The 18,886-nt window shown below is 65.0% G+C and carries 17 protein-coding genes and 1 tRNA gene; 9 read left to right on the plus strand and 9 right to left on the minus strand.

Going from position 1 to position 18,886, the window contains the following annotated elements:
• Positions 1–9: 9 nt before the first annotated feature.
• Both HPY83_12810 and HPY83_12815 read left to right on the plus strand, forming a co-directional pair.
• Entirely contained in the window at positions 10–831 is an 822-nt protein-coding gene (locus tag HPY83_12810; GenBank protein NPV08827.1) for an amidohydrolase, read from the plus strand.
• Positions 832–851: 20 nt separating this feature from the next.
• Positions 852–1,820, plus strand: a complete 969-nt coding sequence (locus tag HPY83_12815; protein ID NPV08828.1) for a hydroxyacid dehydrogenase — start codon at positions 852–854, stop codon at positions 1,818–1,820.
• Positions 1,821–1,957: 137 nt separating this feature from the next.
• On the opposite strand, the gene glnA is transcribed toward HPY83_12815, so the two are convergent.
• Both glnA and HPY83_12825 read right to left on the minus strand, forming a co-directional pair.
• Complete coding sequence (gene glnA / locus HPY83_12820; protein NPV08829.1) at positions 1,958–3,313, minus strand: type I glutamate--ammonia ligase; 1,356 nt, start codon at positions 3,311–3,313, stop codon at positions 1,958–1,960.
• Between the two features lie 481 nt (positions 3,314–3,794).
• Positions 3,795–5,936, minus strand: coding sequence for a UvrD-helicase domain-containing protein (locus HPY83_12825; protein NPV08830.1), 2,142 nt, complete (start codon positions 5,934–5,936; stop codon positions 3,795–3,797).
• Positions 5,937–6,077: 141 nt separating this feature from the next.
• On the opposite strand from HPY83_12825, the gene HPY83_12830 reads away from it, so the two are divergent.
• The 7 genes from HPY83_12830 to HPY83_12860 all read left to right on the plus strand — a co-directional run bounded on the left by HPY83_12830 (position 6,078) and on the right by HPY83_12860 (position 12,614).
• Positions 6,078–6,150: transfer RNA gene (locus HPY83_12830), tRNA-Glu, on the plus strand.
• 1,266 nt (positions 6,151–7,416) lie between these two features.
• Positions 7,417–8,334: a cytochrome c oxidase subunit II gene (gene coxB, locus HPY83_12835; protein NPV08831.1), complete on the plus strand. Its 918-nt coding sequence runs from the start codon at positions 7,417–7,419 to the stop codon at positions 8,332–8,334.
• A gap of 34 nt (positions 8,335–8,368) precedes the next feature.
• Positions 8,369–10,240 (plus strand): cytochrome ubiquinol oxidase subunit I, encoded by a 1,872-nt coding sequence (locus HPY83_12840; protein ID NPV08832.1) that lies wholly within the window; start codon positions 8,369–8,371, stop codon positions 10,238–10,240.
• A complete protein-coding gene (locus HPY83_12845) occupies positions 10,240–10,848 on the plus strand; it encodes a heme-copper oxidase subunit III (protein NPV08833.1) in 609 nt (202 codons plus the stop codon). The genes HPY83_12840 and HPY83_12845 overlap by 1 nt, the downstream gene beginning before the upstream one ends.
• Before the next feature lie 13 nt (positions 10,849–10,861).
• Positions 10,862–11,248 carry a hypothetical protein gene (locus HPY83_12850; protein NPV08834.1) on the plus strand — a complete coding sequence of 129 codons (387 nt, stop codon included), beginning with the start codon at positions 10,862–10,864 and terminating at the stop codon, positions 11,246–11,248.
• Positions 11,249–11,393: 145 nt separating this feature from the next.
• The gene (locus tag HPY83_12855; protein NPV08835.1) at positions 11,394–11,906 is read left to right on the plus strand and encodes a c-type cytochrome; all 513 of its coding nucleotides are present in this window, start codon (positions 11,394–11,396) and stop codon (positions 11,904–11,906) included.
• A 174-nt stretch (positions 11,907–12,080) separates the two neighbouring features.
• Positions 12,081–12,614, plus strand: coding sequence for a LysM peptidoglycan-binding domain-containing protein (locus HPY83_12860; GenBank protein ID NPV08836.1), 534 nt, complete (start codon positions 12,081–12,083; stop codon positions 12,612–12,614).
• 12 nt (positions 12,615–12,626) lie between these two features.
• Here HPY83_12860 and HPY83_12865 read toward each other — a convergent pair whose 3' ends face one another.
• Genes HPY83_12865 through HPY83_12895 form a run of 7 tightly spaced genes read right to left on the minus strand, consistent with a single transcriptional unit; the run spans position 12,627 to position 18,876 of the window.
• On the minus strand, positions 12,627–13,466 hold the full coding sequence (locus tag HPY83_12865; protein ID NPV08837.1) for an SDR family oxidoreductase: 840 nt from the start codon (positions 13,464–13,466) through the stop codon (positions 12,627–12,629).
• Positions 13,467–13,492: 26 nt separating this feature from the next.
• Complete coding sequence (locus tag HPY83_12870) at positions 13,493–14,695, minus strand: CoA transferase (GenBank protein ID NPV08838.1); 1,203 nt, start codon at positions 14,693–14,695, stop codon at positions 13,493–13,495.
• 31 nt (positions 14,696–14,726) lie between these two features.
• Positions 14,727–15,509 carry an enoyl-CoA hydratase gene (locus HPY83_12875; GenBank protein ID NPV08839.1) on the minus strand — a complete coding sequence of 261 codons (783 nt, stop codon included), beginning with the start codon at positions 15,507–15,509 and terminating at the stop codon, positions 14,727–14,729.
• 22 nt (positions 15,510–15,531) lie between these two features.
• Complete coding sequence (locus tag HPY83_12880) at positions 15,532–15,993, minus strand: dTDP-4-dehydrorhamnose 3,5-epimerase family protein (GenBank protein ID NPV08840.1); 462 nt, start codon at positions 15,991–15,993, stop codon at positions 15,532–15,534.
• Positions 15,994–16,033: 40 nt separating this feature from the next.
• On the minus strand, positions 16,034–16,837 hold the full coding sequence (locus HPY83_12885; GenBank protein NPV08841.1) for a class I SAM-dependent methyltransferase: 804 nt from the start codon (positions 16,835–16,837) through the stop codon (positions 16,034–16,036).
• Entirely contained in the window at positions 16,834–18,003 is a 1,170-nt protein-coding gene (locus tag HPY83_12890) for a phosphopentomutase (GenBank protein NPV08842.1), read from the minus strand. Before HPY83_12890 ends, HPY83_12885 begins: the two co-directional genes overlap by 4 nt.
• 33 nt (positions 18,004–18,036) lie before the next feature.
• Entirely contained in the window at positions 18,037–18,876 is an 840-nt protein-coding gene (locus HPY83_12895; GenBank protein NPV08843.1) for a sugar phosphate isomerase/epimerase, read from the minus strand.
• Positions 18,877–18,886: the final 10 nt, after the last annotated feature.

An 18,886-nucleotide genomic window follows, 5' to 3' on the forward strand; every position in this document is an offset into this window, starting at 1 on the left:
GAGGCCACCATGGCAAGCTACGCTATCGCCGAGGCCGTTCGCCATGGCTTACCGCTCAATGACCTGTGCCGAGTGGTAGACCTGCACGCCCACGCCGGCCCCCACCACAACTTCGCCATCCTGGGCAGCGACGCCGACAGCATGGTGCGCCTTATGGACCGCATGGGGGTAGAAGCACTGGTGGTAGCCCCGCATCTGTCCATCGGGCCGTCCAGGACCGAGGGCAACGACCTGGCCCTCGATTTGGTGCGCCGCTACCCGGGCCGCTTCTTCGGCTACGCTGTCCCCTACCCCCACGAGCCCGACACCGTTCGGGACGAGCTCAATCGCGCTCTGGATGCCGGGCTGGTGGCGATCAAGCTGCACCCGAGCATGCACAACTATCGGGCCACTGACCCGGGCTACCAGGTGGCGTGGGAGATCGCCCGCGAGCGCAACACCTTCATCCTCACTCATACCTGGAAGGGCGACCAGTACTGCACCCCCGACATGCTGAGCGCGCTGGCCAGAGAGTTCCCCTCTGTGCCCGTTCTCATGGGGCACTCCGGCGGAGTCCCGGCGGGATTCCCCGAGTTCATCTCCCTCGCCCGATCGCATCCCAACCTCTACCTGGACACCACCGGGTCCTACGTCACCGGCGCCTGGGTGAGGCGGATGGTAGCGGAAGTGGGGCCGGAGAAGGTGGTCTACGGAAGCGACATGCCCTTCATAGACCCTCGATACGGCCTAGGCAAGGTGGCTTTATCCGGGCTGGAGGACGATGACCTGGAACGCATCATGAGCCAGAACGGCAGTCGGTTGCTCGCGGCCGCCGGGGCGCACCTGTCATGACATCTGAGGAGGTTGCTGGAGTGCCTCAACCGATAGTGCTGCTCTACGAGCCCATCCACGAAGAGGGCATGAAAGTTCTGCGCCAGATGGCCCAGCCCCGCCTGGCCAGTGGCACCGACCTGGACGCCGTTCTCTCGCAGGTCCGCGACGCGGAGGGGATCATCATCCGCGCCCTGGGCCGGGTGGGGCCCGAGGTGATGGACGCCGCTCCTCGCCTCAAGGTCGTGGGCCGGCATGGCGTGGGAGTGGACAACGTCGACATTGACGCCGCCACCGAGAGAGGAATCTGGGTGGTAAACACCCCCGACGCCGTCACCCAGCCGGTGGCGGAGCACGTGGTAGGTATGATGATTGCCTTGATCCGCCGCTTCCGCGAATCCGATCGCGCGGTCCGCGCGGGGGACTGGTTCTTCCGCGAGCAGCTCTCTGGCTTCGAGTTGCCGGGCAAGACCCTGGGAGTGGTGGGCATGGGGCGCATCGGCTACCGGACCGCGCAGATCTGCCGGCTGGGCTTTGGCATGGAGATCGTCTATTGCGACGTCGTACCCTCGCCGCGAGCCGAGATGGAGCTAAGTGCGAGGCGGCTGGATCTCATCCCTCTTCTCGAGGCAAGCGATGTGGTTACCCTGCACACCCCTTACCTCCCCGAGACGCATTACCTCATCAACCGCGAGACTATCCGGCACATGAGGTCAACCGCCTTCCTCATCAACGCCTCGCGCGGCAAGGTAGTGGAGCAGGCTGCCTTGGTGCGCGCCCTGGAGGAAGGGTGGATCGCCGGGGCAGGACTGGATGTCTTCGAAGAGGAGCCCGTCCCCGCAGATAACCCTCTGCTGAAGTTCGACAACGTCCTGCTCACCCCTCACGCAGCTACCTCCACAAAGGAGGCGCTGATCGGGATGTCCCTGGTAGCCAAGGACGTGGTGGCCGTCTTGCAGGGGCACGAACCACGTCACTACGTCAATAGGCCACCCCACCCACGACGGTGAGTCTCACTTGGTGAGGCGTGAAGCCTGACACGTGATGCGCGAAGCACGATAGGCGACGCGGGGCGGCGGCGGGAGGTGCAGCCGCCCCGCGTTGCCCCTCACGTGTCACGCGTCACGCCTCACATGTCAGCCACCACTCAGTAGTTGGCCAGGTAACGCTCGATCTCCCAGGAGTACACTCGCGTGCGATAGTCGTCCCACTCCTGCCGCTTGGCTTCGACCAGGCGGCCAAAGGTGTGGCTCCCCAGCGCCTCCTCGATGATCGGGTCAGCCTCAGCTGCCTCGATCGCCTCGGCCAGCGAGCCCGGAAGGGTATCCACGTGCCGCGCCGCCAGCACTGCCTTATCCAGGTGGTAGATGTCCTCCTCGATGGGCGGAGGCGGCTCCATGCCCTTCTCCATACCGTCCAGCCCCGCGGCCAGCGCGACAGCGAAGGCCAGATACGGATTGCAGCTCGGATCGGGGCAACGTAGCTCGACGCGCGTCGCCTGGGGATTGCCCTTCGACACCCGCGGCACCCGGATCAGAGCCGATCGGTTCACCCGGCCCCAAGAGACGTACACCGGCGCCTCGTAGCCCGGCACCAGCCGCTTGTAGCTGTTCACTAGGGGGGCAATCACCAGACAGAGAGCCCGGGCGTGTGCGAGCTGCCCGGCGACGAACGAGAGGGCCACGTCCGACAGACCGTACTCCGATTCGTCATCGGTGAAAGCGTTGGTGCCATCGCCCAGGCGCATGAGGCTCTGGTGAGTGTGCATGCCCGAGCCATTGACGCCGAACACAGGCTTAGGCATGAACGTCGCGTGGAGACCATTCTTCTTGGCCACCGACTTGAGCGTGTACTTGAACGTGACAGCGTTGTCGGCCGAGTGCAGAGCGTCGGCGTACCTAAAGTCTATCTCGTGCTGGCCGGTGGCCACCTCGTGGTGGCTGGCCTCGACTTCTATGCCGAACTGCTGCAACGCGTTGACCATGTCCTTGCGGACGTGTACCGCCTGATCCGTGCTCAGGTCGAAGTATCCGCCCCGATCGTGCGGCTCCAACACCACTTGTCCATGGCTGTCGAGGGGAAAGAGGAAGAACTCCAGCTCAGGCCCGGTGTTGTACCGGTAGCCCTTGGCTTCCGCTCTGGCCAGCACCCTCTTCAGGATGTACCGGGGGTCTCCGCGGAAGGGCTCGCCGTTGGGAGCGTAGACGTCGCAGATCATGCGGGCAGTCCTGGTTCCCTCCAACTGCGACCAAGGCACGGGGCTGAAAGTGGCCGGATCCGGAACGAGGTACATGTCGCTCTCGGCGATGCGAGCGAATCCCTCGATCGAGGAACCATCGAACCACACCCCGTTCTGCAGCGCGCCGCTAAGCCGCCCCACCGGGATGGTCACCGCCTTCACGATCCCCATGAGGTCGGTGAACTGGAGGTGGACGAAGTCCGTTTGCGTCTCCTCAGCCTGCTCCAGTACCCGGCGCCTATTCTCGTCAAGCACGATGTCCATCCTGAAGCCCTCCTGCTAGGTAGTGTACGGTGACTGCGCGGCACAAAGAGAAAGGGAGGCCCCCGGCTGCCTCAGCCGCGGCCTCCCTCGTTGAGTGGCCGATGACACTCACGACGGCAAGAGAGTAGCACGCCCACCCTGGGTGTGCAACTAACCGGCAGGCGCAGGATCGAGAGGACGCCTGTGCTGACGCGGCAGTAGCACGGGGGGTGGATCGCCGTAGGTGGCTTCGCCCCAAGCTCTCCGGGCAGGCTCTCGGGCTGGCTGCAAGGGCAAGGTGGCAGCGATCAAGTCCTGCCTGAGGAGTGGCCGCTCCCCGGCGCGGTAGGCACCTGGAGACCGCGCCCAGAAGCGCGCACACTCGTCGACGGCAGGTGTTCCTGGCACACAGTCAGAGCCTGCTCTCCCCTCGTCTTGGCGCAGCGAAAAGCCTGAGCGGCGGCGCTGGCCGCGATGCGTCCCCCCGATCCTAGGCTGTCACCTAGCCCTTAGTGAGGGAAGCCAGGCTGACCAGCAGCCGCTTCACGCCCTGGCCCTCGAAGGCAACCGAGACCTCGGCGTCGTCCTTGAGGCTGCGGTACTCAACCACAACTCCCCGCCCGAATTTGGGGTGGTGCACGATCTCACCCGGATGGTACTCAGTCGTCTCCTGTGCCGCCGCCGGGGTCCGTGGCTCGGGCCCAACAGCGCTGTCGGCCACCACTGCGGCCGGAATCTCCTTCAGGAAGCGAGAGGGGATGCTCGCTTCTGCCTGACCGTACAGGCGGGTAGAAGCCGAGTGCAGGAGGTAGAGCCGCCGCATCGCCCTTGTCATGCCCACGTAACAGAGACGTCGCTCTTCCTCCAGTCCCTCGGGTTCCTCCAGGGCGCGGCTGTGGGGAAGGACCCCTTCCTGCATACCCACGATGAACACCACCGGGAACTCAAGGCCCTTGGCCGTGTGCAGCGTCATCAGAACGGGGGCCTCGGTCTGGTCCTCCAGCTCGTCCACATCCGCTACCAAAGCCACTTCGTCTAGGAACCTAGCCAGTTCCTCCCTGCCGGGCCCAAAATGCTCCTCCGCCACCGCGCGCAGCTCCCCGACGTTCTCCCACTTCTCCTGTGCATCCGGGCCCGAACTCCTGAGGTAGCTGCCGTAGCCGAAGTAGAGCAGAGCCGCATCTATCATCTCGGCCACCGTCGCCGTCTCACTGGTAGAGAGCAAAGTGTCCCACGCCTCTCCGAACTCCAGCAAAGCCTGTAGGGCGCGGCCCGTCAAGGCCAGGGTGCGCTCTCCTTCCGCCTCTCTCACGTGGGTCAGGGCATCGTACGGACCCGCATCCAGCCCCGAAGCGAAGTCTCGGAAATGGCCCAGGCTGACGGGTCCCAGGCCCCGGGGCGGCACGTTGATCACTCGGTCGAACGCCACCCAGTCGTTAGGGGCCGTCACCAGCCGCAGGTAGGCCAAGACGTCCTTGATCTCGCGCCTCTGATAGAAGCGAGTGCCTCCTACCAGCCGGTAGGGCATCCGATGCCGCATGAAGGCTTCCTCGAGCGCCCGCGACTGAGCGTTCATGCGATACATGACTGCGAAGTCTCTGGGGCGATAGCCACAGCCAGCAATGAGCCGCTCGATCTCCGCCACCACGTACTCCGCTTCCTCGTCTGGCCCGCCGGCTCGATAGACCGTGACGGGCTCGCCCCCTCCGTTGGCCGCCTCCAGGTCTTTGTGCACTCGCTTCAGGTTCCGCGCTATCACCGCCTTTGCCGCATCCAGAATAGTCTGGCTGGAGCGGTAGTTCCGTTCGAGCAGCAGCGTCCTGACAGACGGGAAATCCTCGCGCACCCGGGCCAGATTGCGGTAGTCAGCCCCGCGCCACCCGTAGATGGACTGGTCCTCGTCGCCAACTAGAAACAGGTCGGTCCCTGCATCGCACAGGAGTCGAACCAGCCGGTACTGGGGAAGGTTCGTGTCCTGGAACTCGTCCACCAGGATGTGACGATAGCGTCGCCGATAGCGAGCCAGAACTTGAGGCTCGCTCTCCAGGCCCCTGACCGCGGCCAGGAGGAGGTCATCGAAGTCCAGCGCCTGGTTGGCCTCCAGTGCCGCCTGGTACGACTCGTAAATGCGGGCCACCACCTCGTGCCAGTAGGTCGGAGGGCGGTAGTCAGCCGGCCCGATCATGTCGTTCTTAGCGCGGGAGATGGCCGCTAGCACGGCGGCCGGTCGGTATCGCTTGTCGTCGACATCCAGGTGCTTGAGGACTCGCTTGATAAGGGCGATCTGGTCGTCCCGGTCGTAGATGGTGAAGCCGCGATCCAGCCCAAAGTGGTCCGCCTCGCGGCGCAGAATGCGAGCGCAGACAGAGTGGAAAGTGCCCAGAGTGACATCTGCCGCCGCCGGCCCCAGAAGTGAATCCAGCCGGGATCGCATCTCGCGGGCGGCCTTGTTGGTGAAGGTTACCGCCAGGATAGAGCGGGGCTCGACCCGGTGCAGCTCGACGAGGCAGGCGATGCGGTGCGTCAGAACGCGCGTCTTGCCGCTCCCCGGACCGGCGAGCACCAGGGTGGTTCCCAACGCACAGGTCACTGCCGCTAGCTGCTGCTCGTTCAGGCCCTCCAATACGTTCGATCGCTCCACCAACACCCCCACTTGGCACATGACCCCGCTGCCGGGCCAGACACCACAGCCTAGCACCGGCCGGCGTCAGGGAGCAAAGGTCTCCCAGACTGCGGCTGCGCTTGCCCGCAGGCCCTGAGGACGCTAAACTTAGGCGTAGTGTTTGCCCCCATCGTCTAGAGGCCTAGGACACCGCCCTTTCAAGGCGGCAACACCGATTCGAATTCGGTTGGGGGCATTCTCAGTCCACATCTCGTCTCACTGTGCCCGCTGGCCTAGCGGCCCCAGGCCAGGCATCCCCTGGGGCTGGCGATGTCAGTACGCCCTGTGACCTCCCTGAGCCGTGTCGCCCCCGTCACCTGAGGGCTATCCGTTCGGTGGCGGAAGATTCACGTCTGCCATACGCGTCCTTCACGCCAGTTTTACGGACTCCTACCGCGTTCGGTGCGACAATCGCATCGTCGTCGTATGGAGGATACCGTGCTGGATTCCCATGACCGTGATGCGGAAGCCCCTTACCTTGTAAGCTGCTGCTCGGGCGCCCCTCACGAAGTAGTCTGTTCCCTCACTCGCCTTCTGGATGAGCTGCCGATCCAGGATCGCCTGCTGCTGTCGCTTCGCTATACCGATTGCCTAGCCGATGCCGAGACTGCCGAGGTCCTGCGTGTCCCCAGTCATCGCGTCGCCGAAGCTCGCGCAGGCGCCGAGAAACGCCTACGCGCCGCTCTGGCCGCGTCCTACCCAACCCTGAGCGGAGAGTCTCATCCATGGCCGTGATTCCAGAGAGAGTAGTGGTCCATTGCCTCCCGGAAAAGGAGCTGTTACGCCTGGCGCGCCTCGGTTCCCGCCCGCAGGCTCGGCCCGCGGCCCCCGAAGCGAGCCCCGCGAGTCGCTCCGGCATTCGCGGCTGGGAAGACGTGGAGACCATGCTTGGGCTGAGACAGCGACCAGCCACTCCCTAGAGACCAATACCGACCCGGGTTCACCTTCTGGTGTTGCCCAGACAGAGCCCTGCCCCTGGGGCGACTCCGACGGCCAACGGCTGATCCCAAGATCGGGAATCACTCCCTGCCCGATCACGCCCACTTTGACGCGGCAATCGCTTCGGTGCGCAGCAGCGCACAGATTGGCCCTCCAGCTCCCTTAATCTGCCCTTAACGCAATACCAAGACCTTACCTATTGTATCCCGCGTTATACATAGGCTAACATGACTGGAGTGTGGCCCCAGGTGGCTGTACGGCGCAGCCCAGGTGCGTCGGGCCCTTTCTGCTCTGCCAAGGGACACTCGTGCCCTTGGCCCCAGTACCAACCAGCCGCAGCGGCAAGGAGTCTCATCCTCTCATGTCCGGCAGAGCGGACCCCCGCGGGCTCTCTTGGTGGCCGTTCCCGCGCCGTGCCGCGGTCTCCCATCGAGGCAGGCCGTGGAGGCAGGCGACCACAGGTGTTCGCGGGCTCAGGCTGTTGGGCGTGGCGGCGGCTTCGCTGATTGCAGGATGCAGTGAGATGCCGCGCGCCTTATCGCCGGGAGGTTACATCGCTGCTCGGATCGCCAGCCTCTGGTGGTTCATGTTCGCTATCGGCGCAGCCGTATTCCTGGTAGTGACGGCATACCTACTTCTGGCACTGGCCAGGCGGCGCTCGGCCGAAGCGGCCGAACCGGGTGTAGGACCATGGCTGGTCACTTGGGGTGGGGCCATAGTCCCTGGAGCGATCGTCTTGGCCCTCATGGTCGCGACGGTCCACGCCCTGAGCGTTACCATGAACCCGATCCAGCCGGTCGGGCTCACCGTCGAAGTCTCTGCCTACCAGTGGTGGTGGGACGTTCACTATCCCGAGCAGGGCTTCAGAACCGCCAACGAGATTCACATCCCCGTGGGACGGCCAGTCCGGGTCATGCTACAGGGCGGCGATGTGATCCACTCCTTCTGGGTGCCCGAGTTGGCGGGAAAGACCGACATGATGCCGGGCGAGGTAACCCAGACCTGGCTCCAGGCAGACGAGGTGGGGACGTTCCGGGGCCTGTGTGCTGAGTTCTGCGGGCTGCAGCACGCTCAGATGCAGTTCCTGGTGATCTCTCACCCGGAGAGCGACTACGTCGCCTGGCTGGGGCAGCAGGCTCAGCCGGCACCGACGCCCGGATTCGAGAGCACGCTGCGCGGCCTCGAGATCTTCCTCAGCTCGGCCTGTGTCGGCTGCCACACCATCAGGGGGACCACTGCCATTGGCACGCTGGGCCCGGATCTCACTCACGTCGCTAGCCGAAAGGAGCTCGCTGCCGGCACAGTGGACAACACAGTCGGCAACCTCGCCGGCTGGATCCTGGATTCCCAAAGCCTCAAGCAGGGCAACCTCATGCCTCCCATGCCCATGCCTCCCGAGGACCTGCTGGCTCTTCTGAGCTACATGGAGACGCTCCGGTGATGTCCATGCCCCTGCCGCCGACCGGGAGACCAGCATGAAGGAAACCGTGAACTACCAGGAGCTGATGCGAGTCTGGCGGAACCCCACCGGCCTGGCGTCGCTGACCCTGGTCAATCATAAGGCAGTCGGGCTCCGCTACATCGTGACCGCGTTCGTGTTCTTCGGATTTGGCGGCCTCCTGGCCCTGACCATGCTGCTCCAGCTCTCCCGTCCCGGCCTCAGCATTCTGTCGCCCTACACCTACAACCAGTTCTTCACCATGCACGGGACGACTCAGATGTTCCTCTTCGCCGTCCCCGTCATGGAGGGCCTGGGTATCTACCTAGTTCCCCTGATGATCGGCGCCCGAGATGCAGCCTTTCCTCGCCTGAATGCCTTTGGCTACTGGGTGTACCTGATCGCTGGCGTCACTCTCTACGCCAGCCTGCTCCTGGGGCGCGCTCCAGATGCGGGCTGGTTCAACTACGTGCCCCTATCGGGCCCCGAGTATTCCCCCAATGTGAACATAGACTTCTACACCGCTGCCATCTCCTTTCTGGAGATCGCCGCTCTGGTAGCGGCCGTCGAACTCATAGTTACCATCTTCAAGCTGCGGGCCCCCGGCATGTCCATCAACCGCATGCCCCTGTTCGTGTGGGCCATCTTGGTAATGTCGTTCATGATCGTGTTCGCCTTCCCTCCGCTGGTGCTGGGATCCATCATGCTGCAACTGGATCGGATGGTGGGCACTCACTTCTTCAACGTGGCCGCCGGGGGCAACCCACTCCTATGGCAGCACCTGTTCTGGTGGTTCGGCCACCCCGAGGTCTACATCATTGCCATTCCCGCGTTCGGGATGATATCCATGGTCATACCAGTGTTCGCTCGGCGGCACATCATCGGCTATCTGCCGGTGGCCCTGTCCCTCCTGACCATCGGCCTGGTCAGCTTCGGCCTCTGGGTGCACCACATGTTCACTACCAGCGTCAGCTTCCTGGGCATGAGCCTCTTCGCCGCTGCCAGCATGGCCATCGCCATCCCGAGCGGCGTCCAGGTGTTCGCCTGGGTTGGCACCATCTACGAGAGCCGGCGGCTCCTCTGGCGGACGCCCCTGCTTTTCTCCTCCGGGTTCGTGGTCCTGTTCGTGCTCGGGGGAATCACTGGAGTCATGGTAGCCTCGGTGCCATTCGATTGGCAGGTGCAGGACAGCCATTTCGTCACCGCGCACTTCCACTACGTGCTGATCGGAGGGGCTGTGTTCCCTCTCTTCGCCGGCCTGTACTACTGGTACCCCAAGCTCACGGGCAGGTTGCTCGACGAACGCCTCGGGCGCCTGAGCTTCTGGCTCATGTTCGTGGGCTTCAACGTGGCCTTCTTCACCATGCACTACACTGGCTTCATGGGGATGCCCCGGCGGGTCTCCACCTACATGTTCGGCCGCGGGTGGGACACACCTATGCTCATCACCGCAGTGGGCGCGTTCGTGCTGGCTGCAGGCATCGCCGTCACCCTGGTGGCGGCCATTAGCGCCCACACACGACCTGCTGACGCTCCGGCCGACCCCTGGGGTGGAGGCACGCTCGAGTGGGCTACGGCGTCGCCTCCCCCGCCCTACAATTTCGAGATGATTCCGGCGGTGAACCACCGGACGCCCCTCTGGCCGGCCACGGGACAGGTGGGCCCGGCGGACACCTACTACCACCCTCGCGACGATCAGCGGGAGACCATTGGGACCTCAATTCTCGACGCTGAGCCCCAGCAGCGCGTTCTGCTGGCGGGCAATTCTGTCTGGCCTGTGTTGCTCGCTCTGGCAGTGGCAATCACCTTCATAGGCTCTATCGTCACTTTGGTCGCCGTACCGATCGGCGCCTTCCTCAGCTTCATCGCCATAGCGGGGTGGAACTGGCCCCGCGAGGTCGGTGCATGATGGCGACCGAGCCCCGAGTCGTATCTGCCGAGAGCCTTCCCCTCAACCTCAACGATAACCGCGCGCCTCTGTGGTGGGGCATGTGGGGGCTCATAGCCATCGAGGCCACGCTGTTCGCTGCCCTGCTGGTCAGCTACTACTACCTCCGGCACTCTGCTCCCGAATGGCCCCTTGGCGGCATCGAGGAACCCGAGCTTCTCCTCCCCACCGTCAACACTGCCATCATTCTGGTCAGCAGCGTCCCGGTGGCTTGGGCTGACCGGGGCATAAGGCGGGGACTGCGGACTCGGCTCGCCGCCGGCTGGTCGGTGGCGGTCATACTGGGACTGGCTTTCCTGGCCATCAAGTACGTCGAGATGAGTAGCCTAGCGTACCGATGGGACACCAACGCCTACGGTTCCATCGTATGGACCATCATTGGGTTCCACACGGCCCACGTCATGGCCCTGATGCTCAAGACCGTGGTGGTGCTGACTCTGGCTCTGCGCGGCTACTTCACGGAAAGTCGCAACGTGGGGGTGCAGATCAACGGCCTATACTGGCACTTCGTGGTGGCTGTGTGGATACCCATCTACCTTACGATCTACATCTCCCCCAGGCTGCTGTAGCACGGGAGGACCCATGTGCGAAGGCGAAGCAGGCACCACTCAAGGCAACCGGGAGAGCCTTCGGCAATGGTTCGGCACCGTCGGGTCGGCAGCAGCCTGGGCCCTCCACCTGGCGATCACCTATCCCTTGGTGGAGCTCTCCTGCGCTACCGGAGGTCGGGTGTTCCTGTTCGCGGCCAGCGCGGTGCTGGGGCTGGTCGCCGTGGCCTCCTGGTGGGTCTCCTGGCGGCGCTGGCGCAGCATGAGCCCACAAGAGAGGGGCAGCCTGGTGAATTCGATGGAGGGAACCAGACAGGGGTTTCTGGTCTACGCCGGTGTGCTGGCCGGAGGGCTTTTCATGCTCGCCATCGTTCTGGCCACGTTACCCGTGTTCTTCATAGACCCATGCGCCCGCTTCTAGCTCAGGGCCCAGGCCAGCCGCCGCCGGACCTTCCGACGGGGTGTGCCGTCCCAATGCCAGACCTCAGCTGCACCGGATCGGTTTCCAGCGAGTCGCAGGCCGGTCTGACATGAGGAAGAAGGCCGTGACCGGCTATCGCAGCAGCATGGCACGCAAGGCCGCCACACTCAGTCTGGCTCTGGTCATCTTGGCCTGTGGCTCTGCGCCCGGCCAGCCGGTGCACGAGGTGCCGGGAGGCGACCCTGTCCGCGCTGCCGAGGCCTTCCGGGTCCGCGGGTGTGTCTCGTGCCATACCATTCCCGGCATCCGCCTGGCCAACGCCACGGTAGGCCCGCCTCTGACCGATTTCGCTGATCGCATGTACATCGCGGGCACCCTCTTGAACACCACCGACAACCTCCTCACCTGGATCCTCACCCCCCAGGCGGTGGAGCCCGGCACTGCCATGCCCAACATGGGCATGACGGAGCAGGAAGCACGCGACATGACCGCCTACCTCTATACCCTCACCCGTCACGGCGAGCCACGCACCCGCTCTAGCTCGGTTCCCAGTCACACACACGCCTCCGGCGGGGCATCGGCAACCTCGCGAGACGCGGTGGCCGTCGGGCAACGAGGGATCACGCTTACAGACCCGTCTCACCCCCCTCATCGGTGAGGCCGCGTCCATAGGCGCCTGACGACGGGTCTTGGCACGCCGGCCAAGCCTGTGTCCTTCTTCTCTGCCTCGCGTGCGCCAGCCTGGGGCAGGTTGGGGTATAATAGCCTGACCCCACCCCATGGACCCAGGCCGCGTCAGGGTGACGCGGGAGGCCGCAGCAGAGAGGGAGGCATGCCTGAACCGGAAACCATGAAGAGGCCGGCGCTACTGGACGTGCGCAAGCTGGCTTCGAGCGGCGCCCTGGGGACAGTGCGCTCCTACTATGAGGCCGGAAGCGCCTGGCTGGTTCCAGTGGCACTGGCTGCAACTGTGATCTTCACCGCCATGGCGGTGGGCATGCTGCTGCTCTACGGTCAGGGTGGCGCTGCTCAGCCGGCGCCTAGCGCCACTGCGCTTCCCCTGCCCACCGACACGGCTACGCCCCCGCCCACCATAGAGCCAACGCCTACGGCCGAGCCCACCGCCACTGCCACCCCGGAACCGACCGCCACCCCCAGCCCGACGCCGCGCCCCACACCTACGCCCACCCCGCCGCCCACGGCCACGCCTGTCCCCATCACCTATACCGTGGAGGCAGGTGACACTCTGAGCGCCATCGCCCGGGCCCAGGATGTCTCTCTGCAAGCTCTGATAGAGGCCAACGACATCGAGGACCCCAATCGCATCCGCGTGGGTCAGGTCCTGATCATACCACGGTCGGAGTAGAGGCGGCCGGCCTCAGACCCCGCTGTAGGCGCTGAAGCCCCCGTCTACGGGCAACACCACCCCGGTCACGTAGCGGGCCGCGTCCGACAGCAGGAACAGAGTGGCTGCTACCAGGTCCTCGGGCCCGCCGAAGCGGCCGGCGGGTGTGTGCTCGATGATCCGCTGCCCTCGCGCAGTCAACTCCCCCGAGCGCTCGTCCATGAGGAGATAGCGGTTCTGCGCGGTGAGGAAGAAGCCAGGCGCCAGGGCATTCACCCGGATGCCGGGCGAGTACTCCTGTGCCATGTGGACGGCCAACCATTGGGTGAAGTTGCTCACCGCGGCCTTGGCTGCCGAGTAGGCGGGGATGCGAGTAAGCGGCCGAAAGGCGTTCATAGAAGATACGTTCAGGATGACACCCTGCCCGTGTTCCTGCATCAGGCGACCGAATACCTGACTGGCCAGGAACGTTCCCACGAAGTTGAGGTCAAACACCCAGCGGACGGCCTCCTGGGGCAGATCGAAGAACTCCCGCTCGGTCCCCGTGGTAGCCTCAGCCCGGTTGCCCCCGGCCCCGTTGATCAGGAAGTCCACCCGTCCGAATCGATCCACCACGCGAAGCGCCGACTGTGCCAAGTCCTCCGGAGCGAGCACGTCACAGCGAACGCCTATCCCCTGCCCGCCTTGGTCCCGGATGGCAGAGGCGACCGCCTCGGCCGCCGCCTCCGATAGATCCAGAACCGCCACCTGAGCGCCGGCCCGAGCCAGTGCCTGGGCCACCGCGCCGAAGAGGACTCCCCCGCCGCCGGTAATGACGGCCACCTTGCCTTGCAGGGCAAACAGATCGGCCAGGTACCGGGCTGGATCTCTCATAGACTCGCCAAGAGTGCCGGCGCCCATCACCGACCGAACACCCCCTGTCGGTCGAACTCGGCGATCTCCTCAGAGGAGTAGCCCAGCTCGGCCAACACCTCCTCGGTGTGTTGACCCAGATCCGGCGGAGGCATCCTTAGAGTGGCGGGCGTGCCGTAGAGCCGCACCGGCGTGCCGAACAGCTTGAGTGTGCCGGCGCGAGGGTGATCCATCTCTACCACCATCTCGTTGGCGGCCAACTGCGGGTCCGCTGCCGCCTCTTCAAACGAGTTCACGTGCCCGCACAGGATGCCGAGAGGTTCCAGGTAGGCGATCCACTCATCGGTGGTCTTCTCCATGAATCGCCCGGCGAGCACATCGTTGATTTCCTCCGCCCGCTCGAGCCGGTCGGCGTCGGTAGCGTACCGAGGGTCTTGAGAGAGATCGCCTATGCCCAAGGCCAGAGACAGATCCCGCAGAGCGTCGGAGGAGAACACCGGCGAGATCTCGATGAAGCTGTCGCGCGTGCGAAACGCCTTGCGAATGACCTTCTCCGTCACTTCGATGCCGACCTGCGCCGAAATGCGTTCCCGGTTCAGGATGCCCCCGCCCTCCCACGTATGGGCGTGGAAGGCGGCGCTGAAGAGGTCGGTAGTAACTAGCTGGCCTCGGCCGGTGCGTTCCCGGGCCAGAAGGGCCATGAGAATGCCCTGCACCAGCAGGAGACCGGCCGGGTAATCGGCCGACATGCCGACCGGAACCGGCAGGCCATCTGCGCCCAGTGGTTCGAACCATCCTGCCTCGGCCCGGGCCAGCACGTCGTGGCCTCCTCGCCCACGCTCTACGTATGGTCCCCGATCCCCCCAGCCGCTGGACCGAGCGTACACCAGCCGCGGGTGCACCACCGCCAGATCCTCGTACCCTAGCCCCAGCCGTTCCATGGTGCCCGGTCGGAAGTTATGCACCAGCACGTCCGCCGTGAGCACCAGCCTGTGGATGATCTGCTTGCCCCCCTCGGTACGCAGATCCAGAGCCACGCTGCGCTTGTTGCGGTTGAGGCTGGCGAACGGCATGCTAACCCCGTCCACGTACGGCCCCCAGCTTCGGCTCCAATCGCCCGATCCAGGGCGCTCAATCTTGATCACGTCGGCGCCGAAGTCCGCCATCAACTGCGTCCCTACCGGGCCCTGGTACACGTGACTGAAGTCCACCACCCGGATGCCCTCCAGGGCCGCCGTGCAACCGGCCAAGTTTCCCTCCCCTTCCAGCGCTGGCCCTTCGCTATCGCCCCAGCCAGGTCGGCCGGCGCTTCTCGGCGAAGGCCCGCGGTCCCTCGATGTAGTCCTGCGACTGCCGCAACCGACGCACTGCCTCCAAGCTCTCAATCCGACTGGCAGCCGCTTCCGGAGCCAGGTCCAGCAGAGTCACCGCCGCTTGCTTGGCAGCCTGGACGGCGAGGGGGGAGCACTGCAGCACCTCCGCCGCCCAGCGCTCTGCCGCCGGCATCAGCTCCGGGCCCGGCACCACTTCATTCACCAACCCCATGCGCAGGGCCTCGGCGGCACTCACAAACCGGCCGGTCAGCAACATCCCCATCGCCAGATGATAGGGAATGCGCCGCACCAGCTTCACCACCCCACCCTCATCCGCAAGGAGGCCGCGTCGGGGCTCGGGAAGGCCGAACTGGGCGTGATCGGCCGCCACCAGTATGTCACATGCCAGAGCCAGCTCCAGTCCGCCTCCGACAGCGTAGCCGTTGATCGCCGCAATGATGGGTTTCCAGCAACCGTCCAGGGCTGCCGTCCCCACCACTGCCGGCCCCCTTAGCACGGCTTCTTCTGACTGCGAGACTCGGTACTTCAGGTCGGCGCCGGCGGAAAAGGCCCGCTCCCCCGCCCCCGTGAGGATGACCACCCAGACTCCATCGTCGGTGACAATGTCCTCGAAGACCTGCGCTAGCTCAGAGCGGGCCGGTGGGTGTAGCGCGTTCATCACCTCCGGTCTATTGATGGTTACGTAACCGACGTGGTCCCTCTTCTCGTAGAGCAAGTACTCGTACGGCACCCTCGCCTCCAGCGGAACCGGCCTAGCCGTCCTTCCGGGCCCAGTCGTAAGGTATCTCAGAGGTATGGGCCGGCAGCCGATACTCGTCAGGATCATCGTAATTGTACAGCTCGGTAGGGACGTTCACGATGAGCGTGAGGCTCTCTCCGATACCCTTGAAGCCATGGTAGACGCCCCTCGGTATCTTCACCAGCATGGGGTTGCGCTCGCCGATGAAGAACTCGTTGATGGTGCCCTGCGTGGGCGACCCCTCTCGGGCATCATAGAGCACCACCTTGGCCATCCCGCTCACGCAGATGAAGTGATCGTCCTGCTTGCGGTGGTAATGCCACCCCTTGACCACACCCGGGTACACGGCAGTCACGTATACCTGGCCGAAGCGGTCGAACTCTGGCCAATCGCTCCTGAGCATCTCCATGAGATAGCCACGCTCGTCCGGAATCAGGCGCAGCGGGCGCGTCACCACCCCTTCGATCAAGGCCATCTACCGATCCTCCCCACCGGCAACCTTCCGCGGGCGTTCATCACACCGCTCGGGCAACCGCCAGCATCCTGGGCGAGCCCTCTTCGTAATCCGAGCCATCGTAGTCTCCGAAGACCCCCTCCACCGCAAACGCCGTCCTCTCCAGAAGCAGCTCTAGCTCGGGACGATAGAACAGGTACAGCTCCGCCAGACAGGTCTCGCGGATGATCCTGTCCGGCCGCGCCAAGTCGTACACGCACCTTAGGCGCATCCGTTGAGCCGCCCGGTCCACCTCGGTTACCGACCACTCGTACAGGACTCCCTCGTCTGTGTCCGTCACCTGCTCCAGCACACAGGCTCCCTGCACTCCCCTCTCCAGCTCGAGGTGGGGGTTAGGCAGGTCCAGCACCAGGCGGCCCCCGGAGCTCAGACTGAACCGAGCCGCCTCCAGAACCTGCACTTGCTCTTCTCGGTGACCGAAGTGGTTGAAGGTATTGAGCGCCAACAGGGCCAGCGACGCGCCCCGACACACCGGCCGGCGCAGGTCGGCCCGCACCAGCTGCACCCTATCCGCTGCTTCCTGGCCTTCTAGCCTCGACCGCGCCCGGCACAGCATGGCGGGCGAACTCTCCACGCCCAGGACGGCGACGCCCTCGTCCGCCAGCGGCATCAGCAGCCGGCCGGTACCACACCCGAGCTCCAGCACTAGGTGGCTACCTCGGGCCAGGTCGCGATAGAAGGCCAGGTCCTCGACGTAGGCACCATGTCGCAGATCGTAGTACCGAGCCAGTCTTTCGAGCTCGGCGAATCGCCCTCCGCCCTGCGCCTCGGCCAGTCCCAGTGTGTCCGCCTCCCCGCGTGTCACAGTAGGATTCGATCGGCGAAGCTAGTGCCTGCGCCTCGGAAGCCCAGGCCCAGCAGCTCTGCCGCCGTAGCTCCCAAATCGGCGAACGTCCGCCTCACCCCGACATCTACGCCCTCCCGGAGGCCTTTTCCAAAGCAGAGCACCGGCACGTACTCGCGGGAGTGATCGGTACTAGCGGTAGTAGGGTCGCAGCCGTGGTCGGCACTGATGAACAGGACATCCTCCGGCCCGATCTCCTCCAACAGCGAGGGCAAGAAGGTATCGAACTCTACTAGCGCCTGGGCGAAGCCCTCGACGTCATTCCGGTGCCCGTAGAGCATGTCGAAGTCCACCAAGTTGCCGAAGATCAGCCCTCGAGGAGTGGACCGCACGCACTGAAGCAACTGACGCAAGCTGTCCAGGTTGCCCGAAGTCTTGACGTCTTCGGTCAGCGATCGGTGGGCGAACAAGTCGCCCACCTTTCCCACAGCTACAGTCGGGAGGCCGGCCCGGTACGCGGCATCCAGAACGGTGTCGGCGGGAGGCTCCAGCCCGAAGTCCTTCCGCCTCTCGGTGCGGGTGAAGTGCCCCGGCTCCCCCACGAAAGGGCGGGCGATGACCCGCGCCACCCCGTGCTCCCCGCGGAGCAGCTCCCGCGCCACCCGACAGATGCGGTATAGCTCCTCGATCGGGATGACCTCCTCGTGAGCGGCGACCTGGAACACGCTATCGGCGCTGGTGTATACGATGGGAGAGCCCGTCCCAAGGTGCTCAGCGCCCAACTCCTGGATGATCTCGGTACCCGATGCCACCTTGTTCCCCAGGACTCCCCTCCCGATGCGACCCGCGAACTCGGCGATGAGGTCCCTAGGGAAACCGTCGGGGTAGGTAGGGAACGGCCGTTCGGTGATGAGCCCGGCCAGCTCCCAGTGACCCACTATGGAGTCCTTCCCCGCGCTAGCCTCCGCCATCTTGCCGTAGCAGCCGCTCGGCTGCTCAGGGCAGGCCACCCCCTCGACCGGATGTAGACACCCGAGCCCGAGCGCCTCCAGGCTGGGCAGAGCCAGCCCCCCGAGATAGCGCGCGATGTTGCCCAGAGTGTCCGAGCCCTCATCTCCGTAGGCAGACGCGTCGGGGAGGGCGCCCACGCCCACGCTATCCAGAACCATCAAGATGCAGCGCTTCATCGCGACCCCGCGGGCCTGCCCCCCCGCGATGGCCTAGAGCACGGCAAGGAGTGAGTCCAGGGCGGCCTTGGCCGTCTCTGCCGCCTTCACCGGGCCCAGCGCCTTCACCTCGTCGCTAAAGGTCTCGATGGAGACCGTCCAGTCATACCCGGTAGCCTGCAGCGCCCGCAGCATGGGAACCAGCGGGATGGAACCCTGGCCGGGCAGCAGCCGCTTCAGGTCCTCGAGCTGAGCCCGGGGTACCCCAGGATAGGCATCGTTGATGTGGAACTGCACGATCCGGCTCTCCGGCAGCGAGGCCAGCTCCGTCAGCGTCGCTTCACCCACGTAGAGGTGATAGGAATCCAGAAGCAGGCCCAGGTTGTCCCGACCCAGCTTCTCTATGAAGTGCATCATCTCCGGCAGCGTGGCTATGAACTTGTACGGACGATCCAGGAAGTTGCCCTGCGGGCCCACGAACTCCAAGCCAAAACGGATGCCGCTTTCTGCCAGGGTGTCGGCCACCGCCCCGAGTCGGTCTCGACAAAAGGCAAACGCCTCGGAGTACCGAAGGCCCCACCGGGGAGGCACCCATGTGCAGAGCCGGTCCAGCCCTACCCGTCGGCACAGCTCCAGGCGCCCTGGCAAGGCGTCCATGTCAGCCCTGAACTGCTCCTCCGTTCCCTGCCAATTGACCGGGATTCCTCCGGAGCCCAGCCTTAGCCCGCGGTCCCGAAGGTCCTGCACCAGGGTCTCGACCGATCTTGCGCCGATGTACCCTTCCAGGTTCCCCAGCCCCACCTCGATGGCGCCGAATCCGGCTCTGCTGGCTGCCTGCAGGAAAGCGTCGAAGCTGGCGGCTCCGATGGTGGCATTGTTGAGGCAAGGTATCATCGTTCCTCCC

The sequence above is a fragment of the Anaerolineae bacterium genome, assembly GCA_013178015.1.
Taxonomy (GTDB): domain Bacteria; phylum Chloroflexota; class Anaerolineae; order DRVO01; family DRVO01; genus Ch71.

Coding starts and splice junctions, on each gene's coding strand:
- HPY83_12845 (NPV08833.1), top strand. CDS start 10,240: ATGGCGACCGAGCCCCGAGTCGTATCTGCCGAGAGCCTTCCCCTCAAC.
- HPY83_12850 (NPV08834.1), top strand. CDS start 10,862: ATGTGCGAAGGCGAAGCAGGCACCACTCAAGGCAACCGGGAGAGCCTT.
- HPY83_12860 (NPV08836.1), top strand. CDS start 12,081: ATGCCTGAACCGGAAACCATGAAGAGGCCGGCGCTACTGGACGTGCGC.
- HPY83_12895 (NPV08843.1), bottom strand. CDS start 18,876: ATGATACCTTGCCTCAACAATGCCACCATCGGAGCCGCCAGCTTCGAC.
- coxB (NPV08831.1), top strand. CDS start 7,417: ATGCCGCGCGCCTTATCGCCGGGAGGTTACATCGCTGCTCGGATCGCC.
- HPY83_12855 (NPV08835.1), top strand. CDS start 11,394: ATGGCACGCAAGGCCGCCACACTCAGTCTGGCTCTGGTCATCTTGGCC.
- HPY83_12840 (NPV08832.1), top strand. CDS start 8,369: ATGAAGGAAACCGTGAACTACCAGGAGCTGATGCGAGTCTGGCGGAAC.
- HPY83_12890 (NPV08842.1), bottom strand. CDS start 18,003: ATGAAGCGCTGCATCTTGATGGTTCTGGATAGCGTGGGCGTGGGCGCC.
- HPY83_12810 (NPV08827.1), top strand. CDS start 10: ATGGCAAGCTACGCTATCGCCGAGGCCGTTCGCCATGGCTTACCGCTC.
- HPY83_12865 (NPV08837.1), bottom strand. CDS start 13,466: ATGAGAGATCCAGCCCGGTACCTGGCCGATCTGTTTGCCCTGCAAGGC.
- glnA (NPV08829.1), bottom strand. CDS start 3,313: ATGGACATCGTGCTTGACGAGAATAGGCGCCGGGTACTGGAGCAGGCT.
- HPY83_12880 (NPV08840.1), bottom strand. CDS start 15,993: ATGGCCTTGATCGAAGGGGTGGTGACGCGCCCGCTGCGCCTGATTCCG.